This window comes from Halomonas sp. MMSF_3323, assembly GCF_030733595.1.
Taxonomy (GTDB): Bacteria; Pseudomonadota; Gammaproteobacteria; order Pseudomonadales; family Halomonadaceae; genus Halomonas; species Halomonas litopenaei.
In genome coordinates this window covers 1-25101 of sequence record NZ_JASHIT010000039.1, presented here as the reverse complement: position 1 = coordinate 25101, position 25101 = coordinate 1, and the positions used below count along the sequence as shown (strand labels likewise).

The following is a 25101-nucleotide window of genomic DNA, read 5'->3' as shown; positions in this document are numbered from 1 at the left end:
CACAGCCTACACCAACGTCGGAGGATCGCTACGTCTGCCTCAAGTCTCGGTAGTGCCGTTTCGCGCACCCCTCTCTCAATCATGAGGTAGATCAAGGTCATGGCAACCTGAGTCGATCATAGGCTACCCCATCGGTGATACCGGCACTGCCGCCGCCTGGCGGCCCGAGGAGACCTACCCTCATAAGGATATGTCATCGACAGGGGCAGTCTGGCGAGACTGGAGACCTTCCCAAGGAGGTTTCCAATGACAACACCCGACACTCGCCTCTCGTCCCGCCCCTCGACTCCCGTCGCCGACACGGCTCCGGTTCCGGCCCCAGTCCCAACAACAGTGGATGCCGAGACCCTGTGGCGCCAGGATCGGGACCACTTCGTCCATCCCTTCACCGACTTCAGCGTCTTCCACGACAAGGGCTGCGAGCTGATCACCGATGCCGAGGGCATCCACGTTCAGGACATTCACGGCAACCGCTTTATCGACGGCATCGCCGGGCTGTGGTGCGTCAACGTTGGCCACGGTCGTGCCGAGATCGGCCAGGCCATGGCCGAACAGGCCACCCGCATGGCCTACTTCTCGACCTTCAACAATCTGTCCAACGCACCGGCTACGCGGCTGGCCGCCAAGCTCGCCGAACTGGCCCCGGCCCACCTCAACCATGTCTTCTACAGCTGCGGAGGCTCCACCGCCAACGACGCAACCATCCGCCTGGTGCACTACTACTTCAACCGCCTGGGCAAGCCGAACAAGAAGCGTATCCTGTCGCGCCGCAACGCCTACCACGGCACCACCTACCTGGCCGCGAGCCTGACCGGCATCGAGAGCAACAACTGGGAATTCGACACCCTCGATGGTCTGGTCACCCATCTAAGCGAGGCCAACCTCTATCGTCGCCCCGAAGGCATGGATGAAGCACAGTACTGTGATCATCTGGTCGCGGAACTCGAGGCCACCATCGCCGAGATCGGCGCCGACAATATCGCCGCCTTCATCGCCGAGCCGATCATGGGAGCCGGCGGCGTACTGGTGGCCCCCCGGGGCTATCACGCCCGCATGCAGGAGGTGCTGCGCGCCCACGACATCCTGTATATCGCCGACGAGGTGGTCACCGGCTTCGGTCGCCTCGGCCACATCTTCGCCTCGGAAGCGGTATTCGACACCCAGCCCGACGTCATCAACCTGGCCAAGGGCCTGTCCTCGGGCTATGCCCCGCTCGGCGCGACCCTGATCTCCGACCGCCTCTACGAGGTGCTGGGCACGCCCCAGGGCAAGGGCGGAGTACTCAGCACCGGCTTCACCTACTCCGGACATCCGGTCAGTTGCGCCGCGGCGCTCAAGAATATCGAGATCCTCGAGCGAGAAGAGCTTTGCGCCAACGTCCGCGAGGTCGGCCCCTATCTGGAGCAGGCACTGGCGACGCTGTCACGACATCCCACCGTCGGCGACGTGCGCGGCAGCCACTTCATGATGTGCATCGAGAACGTGGCAGACAAGGACACCAAGGCGCTGTTTCCGGTGGACGCGCGTGTCGGCGATCGGGTGGCCTTCGAGGCCCAGCAGCGCGGACTGATCATTCGTCCGGTGGGGCATCTCAACGTGATCTCGCCGCCCCTGATCTGGACCCGCGACACCGTCGACGAGGCCGTCGCCATCCTCGACGAGGCGCTTGCCGCCACCGCCGAGTCCCTGCGTCGCGACGGCTATCTCTAGCCACGAACCCTCCTGCAACACGAGTCCGCACGCTTTTTTGCCGCGCGGCCAGCGCAGGGCTCGCCCCTGCGCGATAGCTTCCGTCCAATAACAACCGTCGCCACAGGCGATACAAGGAGCTTGCATGGAAACCTACGGCGTCTGGAGCCTGGTTCCCACCCTGGTGGTGCTGGTCACCGCCATCATCACTCGTCGCACCATCGAATCACTGCTTGCCGGCTGCCTGGTCGGGCTCTTGATGATCGCCCCCAGCGAGGTCGTCACCCGCGGGTCGGACATCCTGCTCACGGTCCTCGGTAATGACACCGTCACCTGGATCATTCTGGTCTGCGGCCTGTTCGGCAGCTTGATCGCCCTGCTGGTCAAGACCGGCGGCGTGCTGAGCTTCGGTGACGCCATGACCCAACGACTGCACAGTCGTCGCCAGAGCCTGCTGACCACCTGGGTGCTGGGGCTGGTGATCTTCGTCGACGACTACCTCAACGCCCTGACCATCAGCGCCTCGATGAAGAAGATCACCGATCGCTTCGGCGTCTCCCGCGAAAAGCTGGCCTATCTGGTGGATTCCACCGCCGCCCCGGTGTGTATCCTGGTGCCCTTCTCGACCTGGGCGGTGTTCTTCGCCGGCCTGCTCGAGGACAACAACGTCGCCGACAACGGCATGTCGCTGTACATCTCGGCGATCCCGTACATGGCCTACGCCTGGGTGGCGGCGGCCCTGGTGCCCCTGGTCGCGCTGGGCTGGCTGCCTGACATCGGCCCGATGAAGACCGCCGAGGCCCGTGCCAAGGCCGGCCAGCCGGTGCCCGATGGCGGCGAGGAGCACGCGCTGCAGATCGACACCAACTACGATGGCCAGAGCCCGCATCTGCTCAACTTCCTGCTGCCCATCGCCAGCCTGATCGTCGCCACCTGGTACTTCGATATCGACATCCTGCGCGGGGTCATCGTTGCCCTGGCCGTCACCCTGGTGCTGATCGCCGTCCAGCGTCTGCTGAGCTTCAATGACACCTTCGATACCGCCCTGGAAGGCTTCAAGGCGATGATCATGCCGCTGGGCACCCTGGTCGCCGGCTTCTCGCTCAAGGAGGTCAACGACGTCCTGGGCCTCACCGAGGTGGTGATTCAGGCGGTACAGCCGCTGATGACCGCCGGCCTGCTGCCCGCCGTGGTATTCGTCACCATGGCCTTCCTGGCCTTTGCCACCGGCTCCTTCTGGGGGCTGTTCGCGGTGGCCATGCCGATCGTGCTGCCGTTGGCGATCAGCATGGACGCCAATATGCCGCTGGTGGTCGGCGCCCTGATCTCGGCCAGCGCCTTCGGTAGCCACGCCTGCTTCTACGGGGACTCCACGGTGCTGTCGGCCCAGGGTAGCGGTTGCAGCCCCATGGCCCACGCCCTGACCCAGATCCCCTACGTGTTGATCGCCGCGGCCCTGGCCACCGGCGTGTTCCTGCTGATCGGATTCTTGTGAGAGCCTCCATGAACCAGACACACCATTCGTCTTCACCGACCCCGGCCCCTGCCGCGTCGCGTTCCGCCGGCAGCGACGCGCACAGTCCCGCCCGACTTGGCTGGTCCATGCCGGCGGAATTCGCCCCTCACGACGCCTGCTGGATGCTGTGGCCCCAGCGCCCGGATACCTGGCGCCTGGGAGCCAAGCCCGCCCAACAGGCCTTCGTCGCGGTGGCCAGCGCCATCGCCGAGAGCGAGACCGTCTACGTGGGCGTCAACGACGATCAGTACGAAAACGCCCGTTATCAGCTTCCGGAATCGATTCGCGTGGTCGAACTATCCAGCAACGACGCCTGGATGCGGGACGTGGGCCCGACCTTTCTGACCCACCCCGAACATGGCCTGGCGGTGGTGGACTGGGAATTCAACGCCTGGGGCGGACTCAAGGGCGGGCTTTACTTTCCCTGGGACAAGGACCGCCGGATTCGCCCCAAGATCGCCGAAATGCTGGGCATCCCCCGCTTCGATGCCGGTATCGTGCTGGAAGGCGGCGCCATTCACGTCGACGGCGAGGGCACCCTGATCACCACCGAGGAGTGCCTGCTCAACCCCAACCGCAACCCGGGTCTGGATCGTGCCGCCATGGAGGCGCGCCTGAGTGAGCAGCTGGGCATCAGCAAGGTCATCTGGCTTCCCCGGGGCTGCTACCTCGATGAAACCGACGGCCACGTCGACAATCTCTGCTGCTTTGTGGGCCCCGCCGAAGTTGCCTTGACCTGGTGCGACGACGCTGCAGACCCGGAGTACCAGATCTGCCGCGACGCCCTGGCGGTGCTGGAAGCCAGTACCGATGCCAGCGGTCGACCGTTCACCGTGCACCGCCTGCCCCAGCCCGGCCCGCTGTTTATCGGCGAAGACGAGGCCAGCGGCATCGACCGGCTCTCGAGCTCGCACCCACGCCAGCCCGGGGACCGCATGGCGGCCTCCTACGTCAACTTCTACATCGGCAATCGAGTGGTGGTCATGCCCCTGCTGGATGAACGCCGCGACAACGAGGCTCGCGACATTCTGGCGAGGCTTTTTCCCGAGCGTCGGGTGATCGGCGTGCCCGCCCGAGAGATCCTGCTCGGCGGCGGCAACGTCCACTGCATTACCCAACAACAGCCGAGGGATCCAAGACGTACCTGACAGGCGGGAGTCGTCGCCGGTGACGACACGGCACCAGAAAATGTCTGCTGGAAGCGACACCGCATCGGGGAATCAAGGGGTTGTGCTCGGCTCTCTTGGCCAATAGGCTCGATATGGCACATAACAGCATAGGAGAAACATCATGAGGAAGGGTTCCATCAAGACACTCTCCAGCCTGCTGCTGGCCACTTTCATGACCTTGGGCCTCGCCGCCTGCGGCACCGGCACCGGTGAACGCGCCGCCAGTGGCGCTGGCGTGGGTGCCGCCGTAGGTGCCGGCGCCGCCGCCGCCACCGGTGGTGACGTCGCCGAAGGCGCCGTGATCGGCGGTGGCGTAGGCGCGGCCACCGGCGCCGCCACCGATGAGGACGACGTCGACCTGGACAACTAAGGTCCTGGGCCTGGGGCGAGGCGAGGGCGCCTCGTTCCAGACCTGCTCGACGCACAAGAACACCGCCGGCTTGCCGGCGGTGTTCTTGTATCTGGCCGGTCGTGTATCTCGCCCGGGCCTGGCCGGCCGGGTATCTCGCCTGGGTCTGGCCGGTCGAGTATCTCGCCTGGGTCTGTCCGGTCGTGTATCTCGCCCGGGCCTGTCCGGCCGGGTATCTGACCTGTCGTGTGTCTGACCTGGTTCGGCCAAGCGAGCACGGCTCCCACAATTGGCGCCAATTGGCGACAATTGCTGCATATTTGCTTCACTTGCTCCTTTCTGTGCCGTTGTTACTGTTAGGGTCATCCCCCAGCATGAGGACGACAACATGAAACTTCTGAAGATGACCGGGCTGAGCGCTACTGCCCTGACCATGGCCCTGGCACTGTCGGCCTGCGGTACCGGTACCGGAGAACGGGCGCTGAGTGGCGCGGGGGTCGGTGCAGCGGTAGGTGCCGGCGCGGCGGCCATCACCGGCGGCGACGTGGGCAAGGGCGCGGTCATCGGCGGCGGCGTGGGTGCGGCGACCGGTGCTGCCACCGATTCCCGGGACATCGACCTCAGTCGCTAGGGCCAGGCCCGAAGAGTCCCAGGCAGCTTTCGACCCCGCCCCGATCCGAGCCAAGATGCCGCCCTCAGCGGCAGACCCGACCGCCCACGCCGAGATGAAAGTGATCGGCGTGGGCGGCATTGTAGTCAGGCCCCAGCACGGTGCCGAAGACCTTGCAGGCGCGCTGCCCCACTTCCTTCAGGAAACGTCCTTCGGCTCCCTTGCCCCAGTGGCCCGACAAGCTGACGCGACGACCGTCCTCGAGTTCGAAGGCGGCCACATCCAGGGCCTCGGCACTGGCATGCTGGCTGCGACGTCCCTCGGCCCGACCATAGATATTGCGGCAGGCGAAGCTGCCGAAGTGTTCGATCTGGGCCACGTCCACGCCAAGGTGGGCGCGCGCAGCGGCGTTGAGCTCGTGACGCTCGAACACCGCCCAGGCCACCGCCAGCGGGCAGCGTGTCATCACGCTCGGCTGCATGCGCGACTGGCCACCGGCGTAGCGCACCAGATTGGAAAGCTCACACTGGCCCCGGGTGACGTCATCCAGTGGGGTATATCGCTGGGGCGGGTCCGCCGCCAGCACCGCACGGCAGGCCTCGGGGTCATCCGCCAGCCGCGCCAGCTTCCAGCCGAGGAAAGGACCAGGCGGCGTCTCGATCGATATCGGTGTCCAGGGCAACCAGCGATCCGGTATTGCGATCATCCCCTTGTCCAGGGCAACGCCCAACACCAGCAGCATGATCAACAGCCACTGCCCCATATAGTTCCTTCCTGTGCCCGACCCTTTCTGTGCCCGACCCTTCCTGCGCCCGATCCTTGGCCACGGTTCATCCCACGACCGAGGCGTCGAGTACGATCAGGGGTCCACCAACATGGATAGCGCCAGAGCGACGATACCGACCGTCACGGCGGTTACCACCGCCAGGATGACGATACGGTCCAGCCAGCGATCGAAGGTGACCCAGTTGAATGTCAGCCGCCTGCGACGAGACGGAGGCCCGCGGCGGGTCGCGCCGGGGGCAGGGGGTGAAGACATGGCCGAGATCCTTCCGACGATACCCTGAGCTTACGTCCTGGCACTCTTCCTGACTACCAATGCATCGTAGATACTGCATTTTGCGCCAAGTTTCGTTTGAGGGTGCTCGCCCGGGGTCACAGATCGCCGGTGCCGGTCGACGTCACCTCAGTGGTTGATGCGCCGGTTGACCACGTTGGGGGCCCGCCGCAGACGCTCCTCCTCGGCCAGGTTGCCGGCCTCGAACGGATCCGCGCCCACCGGGGTCTCGCCATGCTGACGGTACAGCTGTGACAGCATGTTGCGGCGATCCGCCTGCAGCTCCTTGACCAGCACGAACATCATCCCGAACAGGATGAACGAGAACGGCAGGGCCGCCAGCACGGCGGCGGACTGCAGTCCCTTGAGCCCACCTGCAACGATCAGCGTCAGACAGATGGCGGCAATCAACAGCCCCCAGCAGATCCGCTTGTACAGCGGCGGAGCGATGGAGCCATGGTCGGTCATCTGGGCGACGATAAAGGAGGCGGAGTCTGCCGAGGTGACCAGAAAGATGAAGATCAGGATCATGGCGAGCACCGACAGCACCGTGGAAAACGGCATCAGGTCGAACATCTCGAACAGTGCCACGGTGATATTGTCCTGGGTGGCGGCGGCCAGGCCGGCATCACCGCCCAGCTCCATATGCAGGGCCGCCCCGCCGAACACCCCGATCCACAGACACGCCAGCAGCGGCGGCACCACCAGCACACCGAGTACGTACTCGCGAATGGTCCGTCCCCGCGAGACCCGAGCCACGAAGGTGCCGACAAAGGGCGACCAGGCGATCACCCACGCCCAGTAGAAGATGGTCCAGCTGGAAGCCCAGGGGTCATCGTTGTAGGGCGACATCTTGAGGCTCATGCCAATGAAGTTCTGCAGGTAGTCGCCGATGCCCAGGGTGATGGTCTCGAGGATCTTGACCGTGGGGCCGGTGAACAGCACGTACAGCATCATCGCGATGCACAGCGCCATATTGAGGTTGGACAATCGCTTGATGCCCTTGTCGAGCCCCGACCAGGTCGAGGCCATGTACGCCACGAACATCACCCCGAGGATGCCCGCCTGCCAAAGGCCGCTTTCCGGCAGTCCGAAGACCGCATTGAGGCCACCATTGACCTGCAGTACCCCGAGCCCCAGCGAGGTCGCCACCCCCATCACCGTGGCGACCACGGCGAAGATGTCGAGCCAGTCGGTGTAGGGGCGCAGCGCCGGGCGCTTGGCGGTCATCGACGACAGCACCGAGGAGACCAGCCCGGCCTGGTCCTTGCGAAACTGGAAGTAGGCGATGATCAGCCCGACCAGCGAGAATGCCGCCCACTGGTGCACCCCCCAGTTGAAGTAGCTCATCTGGATGGCGTAGCGCGCCGCTTCCACGCTTTCGGCGGGGACCGCGCCATAGGGAGGCTCGGCGAAGTGGGTCATGGGCTCGGCCATACCGTAGAACACCAGACCGACGCCGAAGCCGGCCGCCAGCAACATGCTGATCCAGGAAAAGGTGCCGTAGGTGGGGGTGCTATCCTGGGGCCCCAGGCGCACCTTGCCGTACTTGCTCATCGCCAGCGCTACCAGAAAGATGACGAAGGCGAACACCGCCATCAGGTAGAACCAGCCAAAGTAGTGGGTCACCTGGCTAAGCGCGGTGTTGGCGGCGTCACCGAAGGCGTCGGGGAAACTGGCGCCCACGGCGACCAGGGCGATGATGATAAGGGCAGATAGACGAAAGACGCGATCCTTGCCAGACAGCGGCAGGCGCTCCTGCAGCGCTCGACCGTTCATGGACACTCCTTGCCAGACGGCGGTCATGATGTGAGGGGCGTAGCACCCTAACAAAAGTCGGACTCTCCATCACGGTAGGCGAATATTCGATTCGGCACAAAAAATTACCGGCACCCTGGGGTACCGGAAATAGTGCCGGCAATAGTGTCGGAAATAGTGCCTCCAATAGCGCCTCCAATAGCGCCGTCAGTTGACGACATAGCAGAAGGCCCGCCATGGGGCGGGCCTTCTGGTTTCCTGCGGTCAGGTCTGGCTCCGCCTGTCCCTTACCAGCCGGGGCTATCACAGACGGGTGATCGAGGCCCGGCCGCCGCCACGTGGTTACTGCGGTTTCGGTGTGGCCATCGCCTCGCTGGAGCCACCCTCCTCACTGTCATCCATTTTCAGCGCTTCCTCGGGGGGCTCCATGCCTTCGGTCTTGGCCTGGTCACGCGCCTCGAAGGCGTCTGCACCGACCGGCATCTCGCGGTAGTGCTGATAGAGACCGTCGAGCATCAGCTTGCGATCCTTGCGCAGCTCTCTCACCAGTACGATCACCATCATGTAGAGGATGAAGGTGAACGGCAGCGCCGACAGTACCGATGCCGACTGCAGTCCCTTGAGGCCGCCAGCGGCGATCAGCGTCAGGCAGATGGCGGCGATCAGCACACCCCACAGCACCCGCTTGTAGAGGGGAGGATTGATCGAGCCGTTGTCGGTCATCTGGGCAACGATATAGGACGCCGAGTCTGCCGAGGTCACCAGGAAGATGAAGATCAGCATCATCGCCATCACCGACAAGAGTCCCGAGAAGGGCATCAGATCGAACATCTCGAACAGCGCCACGGTGATGTTGTCCTGGGTCGCCTGGGCCAGGCCGAGGCCCTCGTTGGCCAGTTCCATATGGATGGCGGTGCCACCGAACACGCCCAGCCACAGGCAGGCCAGCAGTGGCGGCACGAACAGCACGCCGAACACGTACTCCTTGATGGTGCGCCCCTTGGAGATGCGCGCCACGAAGGTGCCGACAAAGGGCGACCAGGCGATGACCCAGGCCCAGTAGAAGATGGTCCAGTTCTGGGCCCAGGGATTATCGTTGTAGGGCGACATGCGCAGGCTCATCACGAAGAAGTTCTGCAGGTAGTCGCCCAGTCCCAGGGTGATGGTCTCCAGCAGCTTGATGGTGGGGCCGGTGGCCAGCACGTAGACCATCATGGCGATACACATGATCATGTTGAGGTTGGACAGTCGCTTGATCCCCTTGTCCAGGCCCGACCAGGTGGATGCCATGTAGGCCAGGAACATGCAGAACAGGATGATGAACTGCCACAGGCCGTTCTCCGGAATGCCGAACACCGCGTGCAGACCGCCGTTGGTCTGCAGCACGCCCAGCCCCAGCGAGGTCGCTACCCCCATCACCGTGGCCACCACGGCAAAGACGTCCAGGGCGCCGTTGAACTTGCGCAGCCCCGGTCGCTTGGCGGTCAGCGGACGCAGCACCACCGACACCAGGCCCGCCTGCTCCTTGCGAAACTGGTAGTAGGCGATGATCAAGCCCACCAGGGCGAAGGCCGCCCACTGATGAATCCCCCAGTTGAAGAAGCTGTACTGAATCGCGTAGCGGGCCGACTCCGCGCTTTCCGGCGTCATGTCGGCGTAGGGTGGTGCAATATAGTGGGTCATGGGCTCGGCCATGCCGTAGAACACCAGGCCAACCCCGAAGCCGGCAGCAAGCAGCATGCTGACCCAGGAAAAGAAGCCGTATTCTGGCTTGCCGTCCTGCGGCCCCAGGCGCACCTTGCCGTACTTGCTCACGGCAAGGCCGAGCAGAAATACCACGATGCCGGTGACCGACAGCAGATAGAACCAGCCAAAATAGTGGGATACGCCTCCCAGGGCGCGACTGGCGACTTCGCCGAAACCTTCAGGGAACATGGCCCCCAGGGCCACCAGGATCAGGATGATGATCGCGGAGACGTAAAAGACCCGCTGTCCTTCATTGCGTTGCATATCGCCTTCCTTTTGTTCGACTGCTTGTTGGAAGGCCTGTGCAGCGCCGCTCCGGCGAAGACCACGCTCGGACGCTCCTTATCGAACGCTTCTGCCCGGGCATTCGCCGAGCAGCCTTTGCAGACCCGTACTTTGATAACCGTTAGGTTGTTATCTATCATCCCCGGGCAGCCCACCGATCCGGCTTGGCACTAAGCTGACACTGGACTGCCACTGGAGAGTCGAAGCACCGATGAGGCACCTCGGTGACATCATAGTGAAGTTCGCCACCAAGACAGCGGAATCCACCACCCGCCAGTCGGCGCAGCAAAACATCCGCCAAATTCGTCGCCTCAGGTACGAATTTTCCCGGCCAAAAGCCCGGCCCAAAAGAAGGAGAGCCCCATGGCCCGTCTCGACACTACGCCCCTTTCGGTCCTGGACCTGGCGCCGATCCGGGATGGAGGCACCGTCGCCGACAGCTTCCACGACAGCGTTGCCCTCGCCCGCCTGAGCGAATCGCTTGGCTTCACCCGCTACTGGCTGGCCGAACATCATGGGCTGGAGGGGATCGCCAGCGCGGCGACCTCGGTACTGATCGGACACCTGGCGGAGAAGACCTCACGCATCCGCGTGGGCAGCGGCGGCATCATGCTGCCGAACCATCCACCGCTGGTGATCGCCGAACAGTTCGGCACCCTGGAGACGCTCTATCCGGGCCGCATCGATCTGGGGCTGGGCCGGGCTCCGGGCTCGGACGCGGCCACCATGGCGGCGATGCGCCGCGATCCACACGCTGGCGTCGAGGACTTCCCCCAGCGTCTGGCCGAACTGGAAGGCTTTCTTGGCGAGGCCCGACCGGAGCAGCGGGTCCGGGCGGTGCCCGGCCAGGGCACCCGAGTACCGATCTGGCTGTTGGGCTCGAGCCTGTACAGCGCCCAGCTGGCCGCCCACAAGGGGCTGCCCTTTGCCTTCGCCGCCCAGTTCGCCCCGGCCCAGCTCGACGAAGCGCTGGCCATCTATCGCCGCGACTTCCGCCCCTCCGAGGTGCTCGCGGCGCCCTACGCCATGGTCGGTCTGCCGGTGCTGGCCGCCGCTACGGACGAGCGCGCCGACTACCTCGCCAGCACCGCAAGGCAGAAGTTTCTGGGCCTGATTCGCGGCCAGCGCGGACGCGCCCGGCCACCGGTGGCGACGCTGGACTGGAGTTCCATGGAGCGCGCCCAGGTGGAAGGGTTTCTTGGCGCCGCGGTGATCGGCAGCCCGGCGACGGTGCGCGACGGTCTGGAGCGCCTGCTCGAACGCACCCAGGCCGATGAGCTGATGATCAACACCGACACCTATGCCCTGGAGGATCGCCTCGAGAGCTACCGCCTGGTCGCTGAGGTATGGCAGGGCTGAGCCCCGCCCGGCAACGTGGCGCGACGGGGCCTCAACGCGGCGGGTGAGCCCCGGGCGTACGCCATTCGGGCTCGCGCGCGAGCCAGTCGGGAGCGGCCTGCTCGAAGGCATGAGCCCAGCGCAGCAGGTCGCGATCACGACGATGGGGAGCGATGAGCTGGACGCCCATGGCCTGGCCGCGCGGGTTGAAGCCTGCGGGCAGATTGATCACCGGGCACCCCGACAGGGAGCCGGCGATCACCACCTCCATCCAGCGATGGTAGCTGTCCATCGTTCGCCCGGCGATCTGCCCGGGCCAGGGTGTGTCGACGTCGAAGGCAAATACCTGGGCGCTGGGCAGGGCCAGCGCATCGAAGCGCTCGAACAGTCCGAGCAGGCAGGCGTACCAGGCACTGCGCTCGACGTTGGCACGGTGCACATCCAGCGCCGTTCGGCCCATGCCCTGCTCGACCTCCCAGCAGGCCTCGGGCTTGAGCTGGCAACGACGGCTATCGTCGGCCCAGACCTCTGACAGACTGCCCGCCACCGCCCACTGGCGCAGCACCAGCCAGCTTTGCCACAGCCGTTCGGGTGACATCTCCGGCACCACCGGCTCGACCCGGGCACCGAGGCGCTCGAACACCGACAGCGCCCCCTGGCAGACGTCCAGCACGCCCTCTTCCATCGCCAGGTAACCCTGCCAATCGCCGAGCCAGCCGATACGCAGGCCCGACGCCGCGTCAAGGTCATCGAACGGATCGGCAAGACGCTCGGGATCATCGGCGAGTGACAGGGGAGCGCGGGGGTGGGCCCCGGCCTGGGTCGCCAGCAGCCTGGCAAGGTCGCCGACGCTGCGCGCCATGGGCCCTTCGGTGGCCAACTGGTGGCCGAAGATATCAGGGCCAGGACCATGGGGAACGCGACCGAAGGAAGGCCTCATCCCGAACAGGTTGTGGTAGGCGGCGGGGTTTCGCAAAGACCCCATCATGTCGCTGCCATCGGCCACCGGCAGCATGCGCATGGCCAGGGCGGCAGCGGCCCCGCCGCTGGAGCCACCGGCGCACAGGGCGGGATCGAAGGCGTTGCGGGTCGCGCCGAAGACGCGGTTGTAGGTCTGGGAACCGAGGCCAAACTCCGGCGTGTTGGTCTTGCCGACAAAGATGGCGCCGGCCTCGCGCATCCGCCTGACCATGATGCCGTCCTGCTGTGGCACCTGACCCTTGAACAAGGGCGAGCCCATCGAGGTCGGCAGGTCACGCGTGGCCGAAAGGTCCTTGATCGCCTGGGGAATGCCGTGGAGCCAGCCGCGAGAGCGCCCCGCCGCCAGTTCGCGGTCGCACTCCCCGGCCTCGTCCATCAGCACCTCGTGGTCTCGGCGAGAGACGATGGCGTTGACCACCGGGTTGGCCGCGTCGATCTGTGCCAGGTAGGCGTCCATCACCTCGCGGCAACTAAGCTCCCGTGCATGGATCGCCCGAGACAAGGCGAGCGCCCCCAGGGCCAGGATCTCGCGCTGGGCAGGGCTGGTGGCGCCCTCGCCCACGGACGGAGAGCCAGACTGAGAGCTGGGCGGATGAGACGGTGAAGGTGGAAATGGAGTGGGCATGGCGTCCTCGCTGCACGGCATTGAGACGAGCGGGCTGGCCCGACATGTTCCAACGCTAGCGGGCGGAGCCTCAGCTGTCACTTATGCAAGAGCCTCCGCTGTCATCCATGCAGACGATCGAGGGCGACCAGCCAGCCCAGGTAGACCTCACCATAGCGCTTGACTCGGCCTGCGTCGGGCTCGGCCCGGGAGCCTTCATCCAGCTGCACCAGCGCCTGGCACAGCTCGTCCAGGTCGCCCTCCCTGGCACACCAGGCCGCCTGGATGGCGCCGCCAAGCGCGGCGGCGTCGGTCACCCGGGGGCACACCACCTCGGTGGCGGTGATGTCCGCCACCATCTGGCGCCAGGCGGCGCTGTGGGCGCCGCCGCCGATCAGCCGAATCTGGCGTGCCTGGTCGGCCAGCGGCCCCATCAGGTCAAGGCCGTAGCGCAGACAGAAGGTGGCGCCCTCCACCACCGCGCGACACAGATGGGCGGGGCTGGTGTTGCGGCTGGTCAGGCCGAGAAAGGAGGCGCTGGCCTCGGGCAGGCTCGGTACCCGTTCGCCGTTGAAGAACGGCAAGACCGTCACGCCATCGGCGCCGACAGGCGCCTGGGCCAGGGCCTGGTTGAACCCCGCCAGGTCGAGACCGAACAGCTCACGCACGCGATTGGTGGCCGAGGTGGTGTTCATGGTGCAGACCAGCGGCAGCCAGCCCGCGTGGCTGGCGCAGAAGTTGGCGACCATGGCGGAATCGGCCAGCACCGGGTGATCGGAGTGGGCGCAGACGGTGCCCGAGGTGCCAAGGCTCATGGTTACCTTGCCCGGCACGATGTTGCCGGTGCCGATGGCGCCGAGCATATTGTCTCCGCCGCCGCTGGCGACCGCGACGCCCGGGGAAAGCCCCAGCTCCCGGGCCAGCACCGGCCGGACCTGCCCTGCCGTGTCGCGGGACTCGATCAGTCTTGGCAGCACCCGGGCCGGGTCCAGCTCAGGGGCGATCAACTGCCACACCTCAGGACTCCAGCGCCGTGAGCGACTATCGAAATAACCGGTACCCGAGGCGTCTCCCGCCTCGCTGACACGCTCGCCGGTCAACCACAGATTGAGGTAGTCGTGGGGTAACAGCACGCCATCCACGCGATCATAGATGTCGCGATGATGCTCGCGCAGCCAGGCCACCTTGGAGGCGGTGTAGCCGGTCTGAGGCACCAGGCCGAGCCGCGCCAGGCAGCCCTCTTCCCCGCCCAGAGCGCCGATCAGGGCCTGGTTGTGGGCATGGGTCTCGGTATCGCACCACAGCTTGGCCGGGTACAGCACCTGATCCCTGGCATCCAGCGCCACCATGCCATGCTGCTGGCCGGAGACACCGATGCCGCGGATATCACCGGCGCTGACACCGGCCGACGCGATCGCCGCGTGGAAGGCGCCGATAAAGGCCTCGATCCACTGTGCCGGGTCCTGCTCGCGCCGCCCCCTGGCGCCCTCGATCATGCGGTGGGGTCGACTGGCCTCGCCGATGGTGGCGCCACGCGCCAGATCCACCACCACCACCTTGGTGCTCTGGGTGCCACAATCCACACCGAGATACATGAAAAGATTCCTCGTTGGCGCATCGACACGGTGCGTCGAAGCCGACGCGCTCAGCGGTGGGTCAGGACGCCAGCGCCTCCAGGGTCGCCCTGGCGCCCTTGTCCTGCAACAGCTTCAACGCCTCGACGTAGGCCACCACGAAGCGCGGCGAGTCGGCGAGATCTCCGAACAGCTCACGGTTCTCGATAAAGGCGGTGGGGTGCTCACGCTGGGTCCCGGCGAGCTCGGTCAGCCGATCCTTCCAGCGATCGACGATCGCGATGGGCTGGCCCTGCTCGTCCACGCCTTCGGCGTAGCGCGCCCAGCTTGCCACCACCGCGGCAGAACGCTTGAGTTCGCCGCCGTGTTCGAGCTGGTGACGAATGACCGGCAACAGCCACTTCGGGATTCGGTCCGAGCTTTCAGCACAAAGCCGCGATAGCGTGTCTCTCACCTCGGGATTGGCGAAGCGCTCGATCAGGGTGTGCCGGTACTGATCGAGATCGACGCCAGGGACCGGAGGCAGTGTCGGGCTGCCCTCCTCGGCCATGTAGCCAAGCAGGAAATCGATGAACAGCGGATCCTGACAGACCTCATGGGCGTAACGATAGCCGGCCAGATAGCCGACATAGCAAAGCGCCTGGTGGCCTGCGTTGAGCAACCTGAGCTTCATCAGCTCGTAGGGCTCGACGTCCTCGACCAGCTGCACGCCGACCTCATCAAACGCCGGTCGGTCACTGGCAAAATGATCCTCCAGCACCCATTGGGTGAAGGGTTCGCAGATCACCGGCCAGGCGTCTTCCAGTCCGAAGCGCTCGGAAAGCTCCTCGATGTCGCCCGGCGTGGTCATCGGCGTGATGCGATCGACCATTGAACTGGGGAAAGGCACTTCCGCCTCGACGTACTGCCCGAGCGCGCGATCACGAGCGTAGGCAAAGGCCGTGAACATGCGCCTCGCCACCTCGCCGTTGCCCGGGATGTTGTCGCAGGACATCACCGTGAAGGGCGGGATGCCGCGCTCGCGCCGGCGCTCGATCGCCGCCACGATCAGGCCAAAACTGGTACGCGGACGCTCGGGGTTGCACAGGTCATACACCACCTCGGCGGCATCGAGATCGAACTCGCCGGTGACCGGGTGGACGTTGTAGCCGCCCTCGGTCACCGTCAACGAGACGATCCGGATGGTCGGGTCCGACAGGGTCTCTATCACCGCCTCGGGGTCGTCCGGCGCGAAGCGGTAATCGATGATCGAACCGATGACGCGGGGTTCCAGCGCGCCATCGGGATGCTTGACCACCAGGGTATAGAGGTGGTCCTGGCTGGCCAGCGCCTCCTGCATGCGCTTGTCGCCTGGCATCACGCCGATGCCGACGATACCCCAGTCATGGGCCTGCCCGGCTTCCATCAGACGATCCAGGTACATGGCCTGATGGGCCCGATGAAAACCGCCGACGCCGAAATGGGCGATGCCCGGTGTCAGCGCCCGACGATCGTAGCTGGGCACCGAGAGATGCGGAGCGAGGCCAGCCAGTTCCGCGTTGCAAAGTCGTGTCATGAAGGCTCTCCGCCAGATGAACAATGAGAAAGCAGAGCCGCTTTCCAAAAATGGGATTGGCTAGTGCCAGTGGAGATCGGCGGTGATCGAGCGGGTCTTGATCAGGCGCGCGTTGAGCATGTCCTTGTCCCGGGTCTTGGCGATGGCCCCGGCCTGGTCCTGGCCCATGCCGAGCCAGCGCTCGATCAATCGCTGCTCGAGCACCGTATCGGCGACCTCGAGAAACAGGCTGAAGTCGAAGTAGTCCGCCAGCGCCGGCCAGGGCCCGTGATCCAGCAGCAGGTAGTTGCCCTCGACGATCAGCACCCGATGACCGGGCGTGATCACCCGGGCGCCCGCACGCGCCAGGTCCAGCGGTCGGTCGAATACCGGTACGGCCACGTCCCGGTCGGCTCGCTTCAGCCGCGCCAGGTCATGGCGCAGGCCATCCACATCGAAGGTTTCCGGCGCGCCCTTGATGGGCAGCAGTCCCTGCGATTCGAGCACGCCGTTGTCGAAGTGATAGCCATCCATGGGCACCACCTCGGCGACGCCGGGTTGCCGCTCGTTGAGCTGACGCGCCAGCCAGGCGGAGCGAAAGGACTTGCCGGCCCCCGGTGGGCCGGCCAGAGCAACGATATAGCGCGCCCTGCCCTCGCTGCGCGTCAGCAGTTCGTCAGCGATCGCTTCCATGGTGGGGGTCATCTGTCACCTCGCTCGTGCCCGTGGCTCAACTCATCCAATTGCCGCCATCGACGTTCAGGGTCTGGGCGATGACATAGTCGCTGTCGGCGCTGGCCAGAAACACCGCAGCGCCGGCGTAATCGTCCGGTCGCCCCATGCGGCCAAAGGGCACCGCCTCGCCGACCAGTCGCTTCTTCTCGCCGAGGGGGCGTCCCTCGTAGCGGGCGAACAGGGCGTCGACCTCGTCCCACATGGGGGTATCGACCACCCCCGGGGCGATAGCGTTGACACGGATACCGTGGCGAATCAGGTCCAGCGCGCAGGACTGGGTCAGACTGATCACCGCTGCCTTGGTGGCGCAGTAGGTGCTGACCAGAGGCTCGCCACGCCGCCCGGCCTGGGAGGTCATATTGATGACGACACCGCCACGTTTCGCCTCGACCATGGCCCTGGCCACCGCCTGCAGGGTGAAGAACAGCCCCTTGACGTTGACCGCGAACTGGCGCTCGAAGTCGGCCTCATCCACCTCGAGCACCGGCGCCATGCCAAATACCGCCGCATTGTTGACCAGCACGTCGATAGCGCCAAAACGTTTCTCTACCTTTCGAACCATAGCAGTGATGGCGGCGTTGTCGCGGACATCCAGCGCAGTACCCATCGCGCGCTCGCGGTCGAAGCCTTCCAGCGCCTCGTCGATGGCCTCGCTGTCGAGATCGGCGATCACCACGCGCGCGCCCTCCTCGGCGTAACGCCGGGCGATGGCGAGCCCGATCCCGCGTGCACCACCGGTGATCACGGCGGTCTGGTCCTGGAGCTTGCCCGCCACCGGGCCAACAGAGCCGTCTTTCATACGCTGGCCTGCTGACGCTGCTGCCAGTTGGACACCAGGGCGGGCAATTGCGCCATATGGGTCATCACCTGCCACACACCGAGTTGGCTGAGCCGTTCGGCGTGATCGGCGGGCAGATGGCTTGCCCCGACGAAGCCGATGACCGTCATGCCGGCGGCCAGGGCGGCGCTGGCACCGGCGATGGAGTCCTCGACCACCAGGCAGGCACCAGGGCTGACCCCCAGGGTCTCGGCGGCCAGCAGGTAGACGCCGGGATCGGGCTTGGGCTTGTCGACCTGCTCGGCACAGAAGATCGGCGCCGTGCCCAGCACCTGATCCAGACCAGTGCGCGACAACGAGGCGACGACCCGCTGACGACGACTGTTGGAGACCACCGCCTTGGCACCGGGAATCGCCGACAGCGCCTGCGCCACGCCATCGATGGCGGTGAGTTCGCGAGCGAGGCGGGCTTCGATCTCGTCGTCGAGCAGGGCCAGCGCGTCCTTGGGCAGCGCGTGGGCGCTCTGGCCGTCGAGAAGCTCGAGAATCGCCGCGGTGGTGCGGCCCAGGGCTTCATTCAGGGCCGCCTCGACGTCGAGGTCGGGTAGCCACTCGGCCAGCCGCTCGGCCAGGGTCGCCTCGGCGATCACCTCACTGTCCACCAGCACGCCATCGCAGTCGAAGATCAGGGTCGTCATGGTCGCTCCTCAGGCTTCCGCGGTACTGGCGGCACGATTGTCCTGGCGGGTCAGCGATGCCAGCGGGTGACGCTCCAGGCTTGCCAGCGCCAGACCCTGCTCACCGAACAGATGTGCCCGGCCCGGCTCGAAGCCGAAGCGGATCTCGTCTCCCACCCGGTGGGTCACGTCGCCATCCACCATCAGCGTCAGCAAGTCGCCGTCCATCTCCACGTACAGCGAGGTCTGTCCGCCCAGCCGCTCGATCACGCTGACGCTGGCCTTCAGCGGTCCCTGGTCGTCGAGCATCAGATGCTCGGGACGGATGCCGAGCTCCAGCGCCTGGCCCTGGGCCACCTCGTCGCCTTCCACCGGCACCTTGACGGTATCGCCGCCCGGCACACGCACCTCGACCCCCTGGGCGTCGCCGGCAACGGCCTCGACCTTCAGGAAGTTCATCTTGGGCGAGCCGATGAACCCCGCCACGAAACGATTGCGCGGATGGTGATACAGCTCCATCGGCGAGCCGACCTGTTCCACCACGCCGCCCTGGAGCACCACGATCTTGTCGGCCATGGTCATGGCCTCGATCTGGTCGTGGGTCACATAGATCATGGTCGCCTTGAGCTCTTCGTGCAGACGCGCCAGTTCGATGCGCATCTGTACCCGAAGCGCCGCATCCAGGTTGGACAATGGCTCGTCGAACAGGAAGATGCTGGGGTTGCGCACGATGGCGCGGCCGATCGCCACGCGCTGGCGCTGACCGCCGGAAAGCGCCTTGGGCTTGCGCTCGAGCAGGGGCTCCAGCTGCAGGATCTTCGCCGCGTCCAGCACTTTCTGGCGGCGTTCCTGCTGGGACACCCCCGCCAGCTTGAGGCTGAAGCCCATGTTGTCCTCCACCGTCATGTGGGGGTACAGCGCATAGCTCTGGAACACCATGGCCAGCCCCCGCTCCGCCGGCCCCAGGTCATTGACCCGCTGGCCGTCGATGACGATATCGCCGTCACTGGTGCTTTCGAGTCCCGCGATCATCCGCAAAAGGGTCGACTTGCCGCAGCCGGACGGGCCGACGAAGACCACGAATTCCTGGTCCTTGACCTCCAGATCGACGCCCTTGATGACGTGGGTGTCGCCGAAGCTCTTGACCACCTGGTTGAGTGTCAGTGTTGCCATCTTGTTGTCCTCGAAGTTCTGTCAGGGGCGCCTCGGCGCCGCCTGGAATATCTGTCTGCCGGTGCGTCGTTCACCGCGCCGAAGATCGGTTTTTTCATCGCGCCGAAGCTCGGTCACTTCACCGCGCCAAAGGTCAGGCCACGGACCATTTGCTTTTGAGTCAACCACCCAAAAATCAGGATCGGCGCGATGGCCATGGTCGAGGCCGCCGACAGCTTGGCCCAGAACAGTCCCTCGGGGCTGGAGAAGGAAGCGATGTAAGCGGTCAACGGCGCCGCCTGAGAGGTGGTCAGGTTCAGGCTCCAGAAGGCCTCGTTCCAGCTCAGGATCACCGACAGCAATCCGGTGGAAGCGATCCCCGGCAGGGTCAGCGGCAGCAGCAGGTACCACACCTCCTGGAAGGTGCTGGCACCGTCCATGCGGCCCGCTTCCAGAATCTCCCTGGGCAGGTCCTTGAAGAAGGTGTAAAGCATCCACACCACGATCGGCAGGTTCATCAAGGTGTAGACGATGGTCAGGCCGATGCGGGTATCGAGCAGGCCGAAGTCGCGAAACAACAGATAGATCGGTACCAGCACGCCCACCGAGGGCAGCATCTTGGTGGACAGCATCCACAGCAGGGTGCCCTTGGTGCGCTTGGTCGGCAAAAAGGCCATGGCATAGGCCGAGGGCACCGCGATCAACAGCGCCAGCAGGGTCGAACCAAAGGAAACGACAACACTGTTCCAGGCGAACTTGAGATAGTCGGCCCGCTCCTGTACCTCGACATAGCTTTCCAGCGTCGGGGTGAAGATCAGGCTGGGATCGGCGATGGCCTCGGCTTCGGTCTTGAAGCCGGTGACGATCATCCAGAAGATCGGAAAGAAGATGATCAGGGCCACGCCCCAGCCCAGCAGGGTGATGCCGAACTTGCGCCTGCGCTGGGCCCGCAGGGCCGAGGCACCTCGCCCGGCGTCGGCGACCGGCGCCTTGACGCTGTCGCCGGTGGTAGTGGTGGTGGTCATGTGGTGCACCTCGTCAGCTTGTTGTTGGTCGATGGGTCGTCAGCGGCCGCAAGGCGCTACTGCTCGAGGTTCTTGGCCACCATGCGCACCAGGAAGATGGCGACGATGTTGGCCAGGATGATGGCGATGACGCCGCCGGCGGAGGCGGTGCCCACGTCGAAGTCGAGCAGCGCGCGGATGTAGATCAGGTAGGCCAGGTTGGTGGTGGCCAGCCCCGGTCCGCCCGAGGTGGTGACGAAGATTTCGGCGAAGATTGTCAGCAGGAAGATCATCTCGATCATCACCACCACGCTGATGGCACGCTTCAGGTGCGGCAGGGTGATGTAGAAGAAGATCGCCACCGGGCCCGCACCATCCATGCGCGCAGCCTCGACCTGGTCGTCGTCCAGCGACTGCATCGCGGTCAGCAGGATCAGCAGCGCAAAGGGCAGCCACTGCCAGGACACGATGATGATGATCGAGGTCAGCGGCAGGCTCGAGAACCAGTCCACCGCCGGCAGCCCCAGGCTCTCGGCGAGCCAGGCGAATACGCCGTTGGCCGGGTGCATCATCATGTTCTTCCACACCAGGGCGCTGACCGTGGGCATCACGAAGAACGGCGAGATCGCCAGCACTCGGGCGACGCCGCGCCCCATGAAGTCCTGCTGGAACAGCACCGCCAGCAGGGTGCCACCGACCACGGTGATGGCCAGTACCCAGCCCACCAGCAGCAGGGTGGTGCCCATCGCCGACCACAGCGCCGGGTCGGTCAGCAGGTATTCGTAGTTCTCGAAACCGGCAAAGCCGGTCATGCTCGGCATCAACAGGTTGTAGCGCTGAAACGAGAACCAGACGGTCATCGCCAGCGGCACGATCATCCACAGCAGCAGCAGAGTAACGGCCGGCGCCTGCAGCGAGAGGGTGCGAAGCCCTCCGACGGTGCGCCCGGAAGTACGGTTCTTGTTCATGGGGGATCACGCTTGGTCAGGCCTGCGGGGTAAGTCCGCAGGCGATCGGAGCCAGGGGCCGACCGTGGAGGCCGGCCCGCGAACGAGCTTCAGTCGGTGTAGCCGGCGCGCTTCATGGTGCGCTCGGTAGCCCGCTGGGCGGCGGACAACGCCTGCTCGACGCTGGTCTCGCCGGTCAGGGCCGAGGCCACCATCTGGCCGACCTGGGTGCCGATGGCCTGGAACTCGGGGATGCCGACGAACTGGACGCCCACGTAGGGGTTCGGCTCGAGGCTCGAGTCGAGCGGGTCGGCCTTGCTGATGGCGTCGACCACGAAGCTGGCGAAGGGCGCGGCCTCGATGTACTCGGCGTTGTCGTAGGTGGACTGGCGGGTGCCGGGGGGCACGCTGGTCCAGCCTTCACGCTCGCCGACCAGGGCCACGTACTCCGGCGAGGTGGCCCAGGTCACGAACTGACGAGCCGCATCCTTGGCATCCGAAGAAGCGGGAATGGCCAGCGCCCAGGCCCACAGCCAGTGAGAGCCCTTGGGGGTCTCGGCCACCGGCGCCGGGGCGAAGCCCAGTTGGTCAGCGACCTGGGACTCATCGGCATCGAACAGCTTGCCCGCCGCCGAGGTGGCGTCCACCCACATGGCACAGTTGCCGCGCGAGAACAGCGCCAGGTTTTCGTTGAAGCCGTTGGAGCTGGCACCGGCCGGACCGTAGTTATCGAGCAGGTCGACGTAGAAGGCGACCGCCTCCTGCCAGGCCGGGCTGTCGATCTGGGCGTTCCAGTCCATGTCGAACCAGCGGCCACCGAAGGTGTTGGTCAAGGTCGAGACGAAGGCCATGTTCTCGCCCCAGCCCGGCTTGCCACGCAGACAGATGCCGGCCACTTCGCCGTCGTCGTCATGCAGGGCTTCTGCCCAGTCGCGCACCTGACTCCAGGAGGGCTGCTCGGGCATCTCGATACCGGCCTCGGCGAACAGATCCTTGCGGTAGTAGAGCATCGAGCTTTCGGCGTAGAACGGCAGCGCGTAGAGGCTGCCTTCGTGGCTCAGGCCATCGCGCACGGGTCCCAGCAGGTCATCGACCTGATAGCTCTCGGGCAGATCATCCAGCGGCTCGAGCCAGCCCCGCTCGGCCCAGATCGGAGCCTCGTAACTGCCGATGGTCATGACGTCGAACTGGCCACCCTGGGTGGCGATATCCGTGGTCATGCGCTGACGCAGCACGTTCTCTTCCAGTACCACCCAGTCGAGGGTGATGTCCGGATGCGCCTTCTCGAACGCTTCGGTCAGGCTCTGCATGATCACCATGTCGTTGTTGTTGACGGTGGCGACGGTGATGGTCTCGGCCTGGGCGGCTGACGCGCCCAGCGACAGCACCAGCGCGCTTGCCGGCACCAGCGGCCTGGACAGCGCCGCGCAAAGAGGACGGAGGGTGTAAGACGGCTTCATGGCGCACTCCTGATCGTTACCCGCTTGGCGGGGATATTGTTGTACCGCCGACGCGAATCCTCGGACTCGTCGTGGTGGTCGGGCCTTGCGTGCATCCGAGCAAGCCAACGCTGCGGATACCTCTCCCAGAAAATGATCAATCAAATCACTTGATGATCAAATGATCGGACACAGCCACACAAAACGCAAAGCCGATAGCTTTAGACTTTAGCGGTACACGGACGCCTTTCAGCCCCTGCCCCGGCAACCACTCATCGACGTAAATCAGCCAAACGTCTGGCCTTCACCGAGCTCGCACAAAACAGCAAATATTAGATATTCAGCCTCTTCATTACCTTGTTGTTTAAAGGATTTTCATCCTCCCATGGTAGTTTCCCGCCCCTGGCTTCAGCCTGGCCCCTTACCTCGAAAAGCCGTTGTAACAGTCAGTACTTTCTTAAAAATCAATCGACTAACCCAATCCTCTCCTTATTTTCCATATATAGAAATCTTATTCCCTATATGGAATAAAATTGACGCTCTCAGACCCGCCTCCTAGGCTTCGATCGATCGCTGATCCGGCAGTTCGATGCGTCCTTTGCGGCACTTCTGCAGATCCACCGCGCGACCTGTCATTTATTTCCCTGCCTTCTCGTCCGGTGCCCCGGGGCCCTTGCGTGAAGCGCCGGCCAGGGCCTCGCCGAGCATGCCTGCAGGCCCCGCGCCACCACGCATGCCACGCATGCCACGCCAATCGATCCTGGATCGAGGGAGCCACAACAATGACAGACCACGCTGCTCTGCCTCCGGCCATCGCCAACAAGTCCAATCGCAAGCGCTACTTCCAGTTCAGTCTGATGCTGCTGGCGGCCGGGTCCATCTACCCCCTGCTCTACCTGCGCCAGAATTTCGAAACACCGATCCTCGAGGTCTTCAACATCACTTCGAGTGAACTCGGTAACTTCTATTCCATGCTGGGTGTCGTGTTCTTCCTGTGCTACCTGCCCAGCGGCTGGCTCGCCGACAAGTTCTCGCCCCGCCTGCTGGTGACGGTCTCCATGGCCGGCACCGGGCTGCTCGGATTACTGTTCGCGACCATCCCTTCCGGCGTCATGCTGACGATGGTCTTTCTCGGCTGGGGACTGACCTCGGGGCTGACCTTCTGGTCGGCGATGCTGAAGGGGGTGAAGATGCTGGCCAAGAAAGACGAGCAGGGTCGCTTCTTCGGTATCCTCGATGGCGGGCGCGGACTGATCGAGGCGATCCTGGCGACCATTGCGATCAGCCTGTTCGCGTACTACCTCAACGACCAGCAAGACAACACCACCGAGGCGCTCAAGGTGGTGGTCTACATGTATTCGTTCACCTGTCTGGTGATCGCCGCCTTGACCTTCATCTTCTTCACTCGCCATGACGGCTCAGAGATACGCGCCAAGAAGATCAAGACCAGCGGCAATGTACTCGCCGACCTCAAGCATCTGGCGTCGATTCCGGCGCTGTGGTTGGTTGCGCTTATCATCCTGTGCGGCTACCAGCTGTTCTGGGCGACCTATTCCTTCTCGGCCTATGTCCAGGAGGGATATGGCGTCACCGCCGTCGCCGCCGGCGCCATCACCGTGGCCAAGCTGTGGATGCGCCCTATCGGCGGCATCACCGCCGGATTTCTCGGTGACCGCTTCGGCAAGACCAATGTGCTGGCACTGCTGTTTTTAGGCGCCACCGCCTTTCTGGCCACCTTGATCCTGATGCCGACCTCGGTGGGCACGGTGGCCTTGCTGGCGGTGGTGCTGATGATCGGTGTGCTCACCTATGCGTTGCGCGGACTGTACTGGGCGATACTCGACGACTGCGATATTTCCATGGAGGTGGCGGGACTGGCCATCGGCGTAATCTCGCTGCTCGCCTACACCCCGGACATCTTCCTGCCGCAGATCTACGGCTTCCTGTCGGCACGCTTCGAGGCGGTCACCGCCTACCAGCTGTACTTCGGCTACATCGCCTGCATGGGCATCGTCGGGATGCTGGCATCGCTCAAGCTCAAGGCGATCACCGCGCGCAAGGAGCAGCAGTTGCAGCACCAGCAGGCATGAAGGCATGAAGGCCAGATCCACACGAAGTGACGAAGAAGCGCATCAGACAACACCCTCGCGCCCCGGCGA

Annotated in this window: 21 protein-coding genes; 7 read left to right on the top strand and 14 right to left on the bottom strand. The window is 64.8% G+C overall.

The genetic code is table 11. The features are described 5' to 3' along the window. Positions 1-246: 246 nt before the first annotated feature. The 5 genes from RBB39_RS17935 (at position 247) to RBB39_RS17915 (ending at position 5354) form a co-directional block, all read left to right on the top strand. Positions 247-1710: an aminotransferase gene (locus RBB39_RS17935; RefSeq protein WP_222569973.1), complete on the top strand. Its 1464-nt coding sequence runs from the start codon at positions 247-249 to the stop codon at positions 1708-1710. A 124-nt stretch (positions 1711-1834) separates the two neighbouring features. Beyond that, positions 1835-3184: a Na+/H+ antiporter NhaC family protein gene (locus RBB39_RS17930; RefSeq protein ID WP_306169242.1), complete on the top strand. Its 1350-nt coding sequence runs from the start codon at positions 1835-1837 to the stop codon at positions 3182-3184. Positions 3185-3192: 8 nt separating this feature from the next. After that, positions 3193-4353: an agmatine deiminase gene (aguA, locus tag RBB39_RS17925; RefSeq protein WP_306169241.1), complete on the top strand. Its 1161-nt coding sequence runs from the start codon at positions 3193-3195 to the stop codon at positions 4351-4353. Between the two features lie 142 nt (positions 4354-4495). Beyond that, positions 4496-4744 (top strand): hypothetical protein, encoded by a 249-nt coding sequence (locus RBB39_RS17920; RefSeq protein WP_045991247.1) that lies wholly within the window; start codon positions 4496-4498, stop codon positions 4742-4744. Between the two features lie 367 nt (positions 4745-5111). Beyond that, a complete protein-coding gene (locus RBB39_RS17915) occupies positions 5112-5354 on the top strand; it encodes a hypothetical protein (RefSeq protein WP_045991248.1) in 243 nt (80 codons plus the stop codon). Between the two features lie 64 nt (positions 5355-5418). Here the strand turns inward: RBB39_RS17915 and RBB39_RS17910 are convergent, their stop codons facing one another. From RBB39_RS17910 to RBB39_RS17895, 4 genes are all read right to left on the bottom strand, one after another. Continuing rightward, a complete protein-coding gene (locus tag RBB39_RS17910; RefSeq protein ID WP_045991249.1) occupies positions 5419-6096 on the bottom strand; it encodes an extensin family protein in 678 nt (225 codons plus the stop codon). Positions 6097-6192: 96 nt separating this feature from the next. Further along, on the bottom strand, positions 6193-6372 hold the full coding sequence (locus RBB39_RS17905; protein ID WP_306169240.1) for a hypothetical protein: 180 nt from the start codon (positions 6370-6372) through the stop codon (positions 6193-6195). Between the two features lie 147 nt (positions 6373-6519). Continuing rightward, positions 6520-8169 (bottom strand): BCCT family transporter, encoded by a 1650-nt coding sequence (locus tag RBB39_RS17900; RefSeq protein ID WP_045991251.1) that lies wholly within the window; start codon positions 8167-8169, stop codon positions 6520-6522. A 321-nt stretch (positions 8170-8490) separates the two neighbouring features. Continuing rightward, positions 8491-10158, bottom strand: a complete 1668-nt coding sequence (locus RBB39_RS17895; protein ID WP_083970190.1) for a BCCT family transporter — start codon at positions 10156-10158, stop codon at positions 8491-8493. A gap of 384 nt (positions 10159-10542) precedes the next feature. Between RBB39_RS17895 and RBB39_RS17890 the strand changes: the two genes are divergently transcribed. Next, positions 10543-11538, top strand: coding sequence for an LLM class flavin-dependent oxidoreductase (locus tag RBB39_RS17890; protein ID WP_045991252.1), 996 nt, complete (start codon positions 10543-10545; stop codon positions 11536-11538). 31 nt (positions 11539-11569) lie between these two features. Here RBB39_RS17890 and RBB39_RS17885 read toward each other — a convergent pair whose 3' ends face one another. The 10 genes from RBB39_RS17885 to RBB39_RS17840 form a co-directional block, all read right to left on the bottom strand. Beyond that, positions 11570-13123, bottom strand: a complete 1554-nt coding sequence (locus RBB39_RS17885) for an amidase (protein ID WP_083970191.1) — start codon at positions 13121-13123, stop codon at positions 11570-11572. A gap of 101 nt (positions 13124-13224) precedes the next feature. After that, complete coding sequence (gene xylB / locus RBB39_RS17880) at positions 13225-14697, bottom strand: xylulokinase (RefSeq protein WP_045991254.1); 1473 nt, start codon at positions 14695-14697, stop codon at positions 13225-13227. 61 nt (positions 14698-14758) lie between these two features. After that, positions 14759-16231: a mannitol dehydrogenase family protein gene (locus RBB39_RS17875; protein WP_045991255.1), complete on the bottom strand. Its 1473-nt coding sequence runs from the start codon at positions 16229-16231 to the stop codon at positions 14759-14761. 60 nt (positions 16232-16291) lie between these two features. Beyond that, positions 16292-16915: a nucleoside triphosphate hydrolase gene (locus RBB39_RS17870; RefSeq protein WP_108132238.1), complete on the bottom strand. Its 624-nt coding sequence runs from the start codon at positions 16913-16915 to the stop codon at positions 16292-16294. A 25-nt stretch (positions 16916-16940) separates the two neighbouring features. Further along, positions 16941-17744, bottom strand: coding sequence for an L-iditol 2-dehydrogenase (locus RBB39_RS17865; protein ID WP_253029212.1), 804 nt, complete (start codon positions 17742-17744; stop codon positions 16941-16943). Beyond that, positions 17741-18421, bottom strand: a complete 681-nt coding sequence (locus RBB39_RS17860; RefSeq protein ID WP_213231605.1) for an HAD family phosphatase — start codon at positions 18419-18421, stop codon at positions 17741-17743. The genes RBB39_RS17865 and RBB39_RS17860 overlap by 4 nt, the downstream gene beginning before the upstream one ends. A 9-nt stretch (positions 18422-18430) precedes the next feature. After that, a complete protein-coding gene (locus RBB39_RS17855) occupies positions 18431-19573 on the bottom strand; it encodes an ABC transporter ATP-binding protein (RefSeq protein ID WP_045991259.1) in 1143 nt (380 codons plus the stop codon). A 113-nt stretch (positions 19574-19686) separates the two neighbouring features. Then, positions 19687-20577, bottom strand: coding sequence for a carbohydrate ABC transporter permease (locus RBB39_RS17850; protein ID WP_045991260.1), 891 nt, complete (start codon positions 20575-20577; stop codon positions 19687-19689). Between the two features lie 56 nt (positions 20578-20633). Further along, positions 20634-21524 carry a carbohydrate ABC transporter permease gene (locus tag RBB39_RS17845; protein ID WP_045991261.1) on the bottom strand — a complete coding sequence of 297 codons (891 nt, stop codon included), beginning with the start codon at positions 21522-21524 and terminating at the stop codon, positions 20634-20636. 89 nt (positions 21525-21613) lie between these two features. Next, positions 21614-22963, bottom strand: a complete 1350-nt coding sequence (locus RBB39_RS17840) for a sugar ABC transporter substrate-binding protein (RefSeq protein WP_124803574.1) — start codon at positions 22961-22963, stop codon at positions 21614-21616. Between the two features lie 761 nt (positions 22964-23724). Between RBB39_RS17840 and RBB39_RS17835 the strand changes: the two genes are divergently transcribed. After that, positions 23725-25032: a nitrate/nitrite transporter gene (locus RBB39_RS17835; RefSeq protein ID WP_045991263.1), complete on the top strand. Its 1308-nt coding sequence runs from the start codon at positions 23725-23727 to the stop codon at positions 25030-25032. Positions 25033-25101 lie beyond the last annotated feature (69 nt).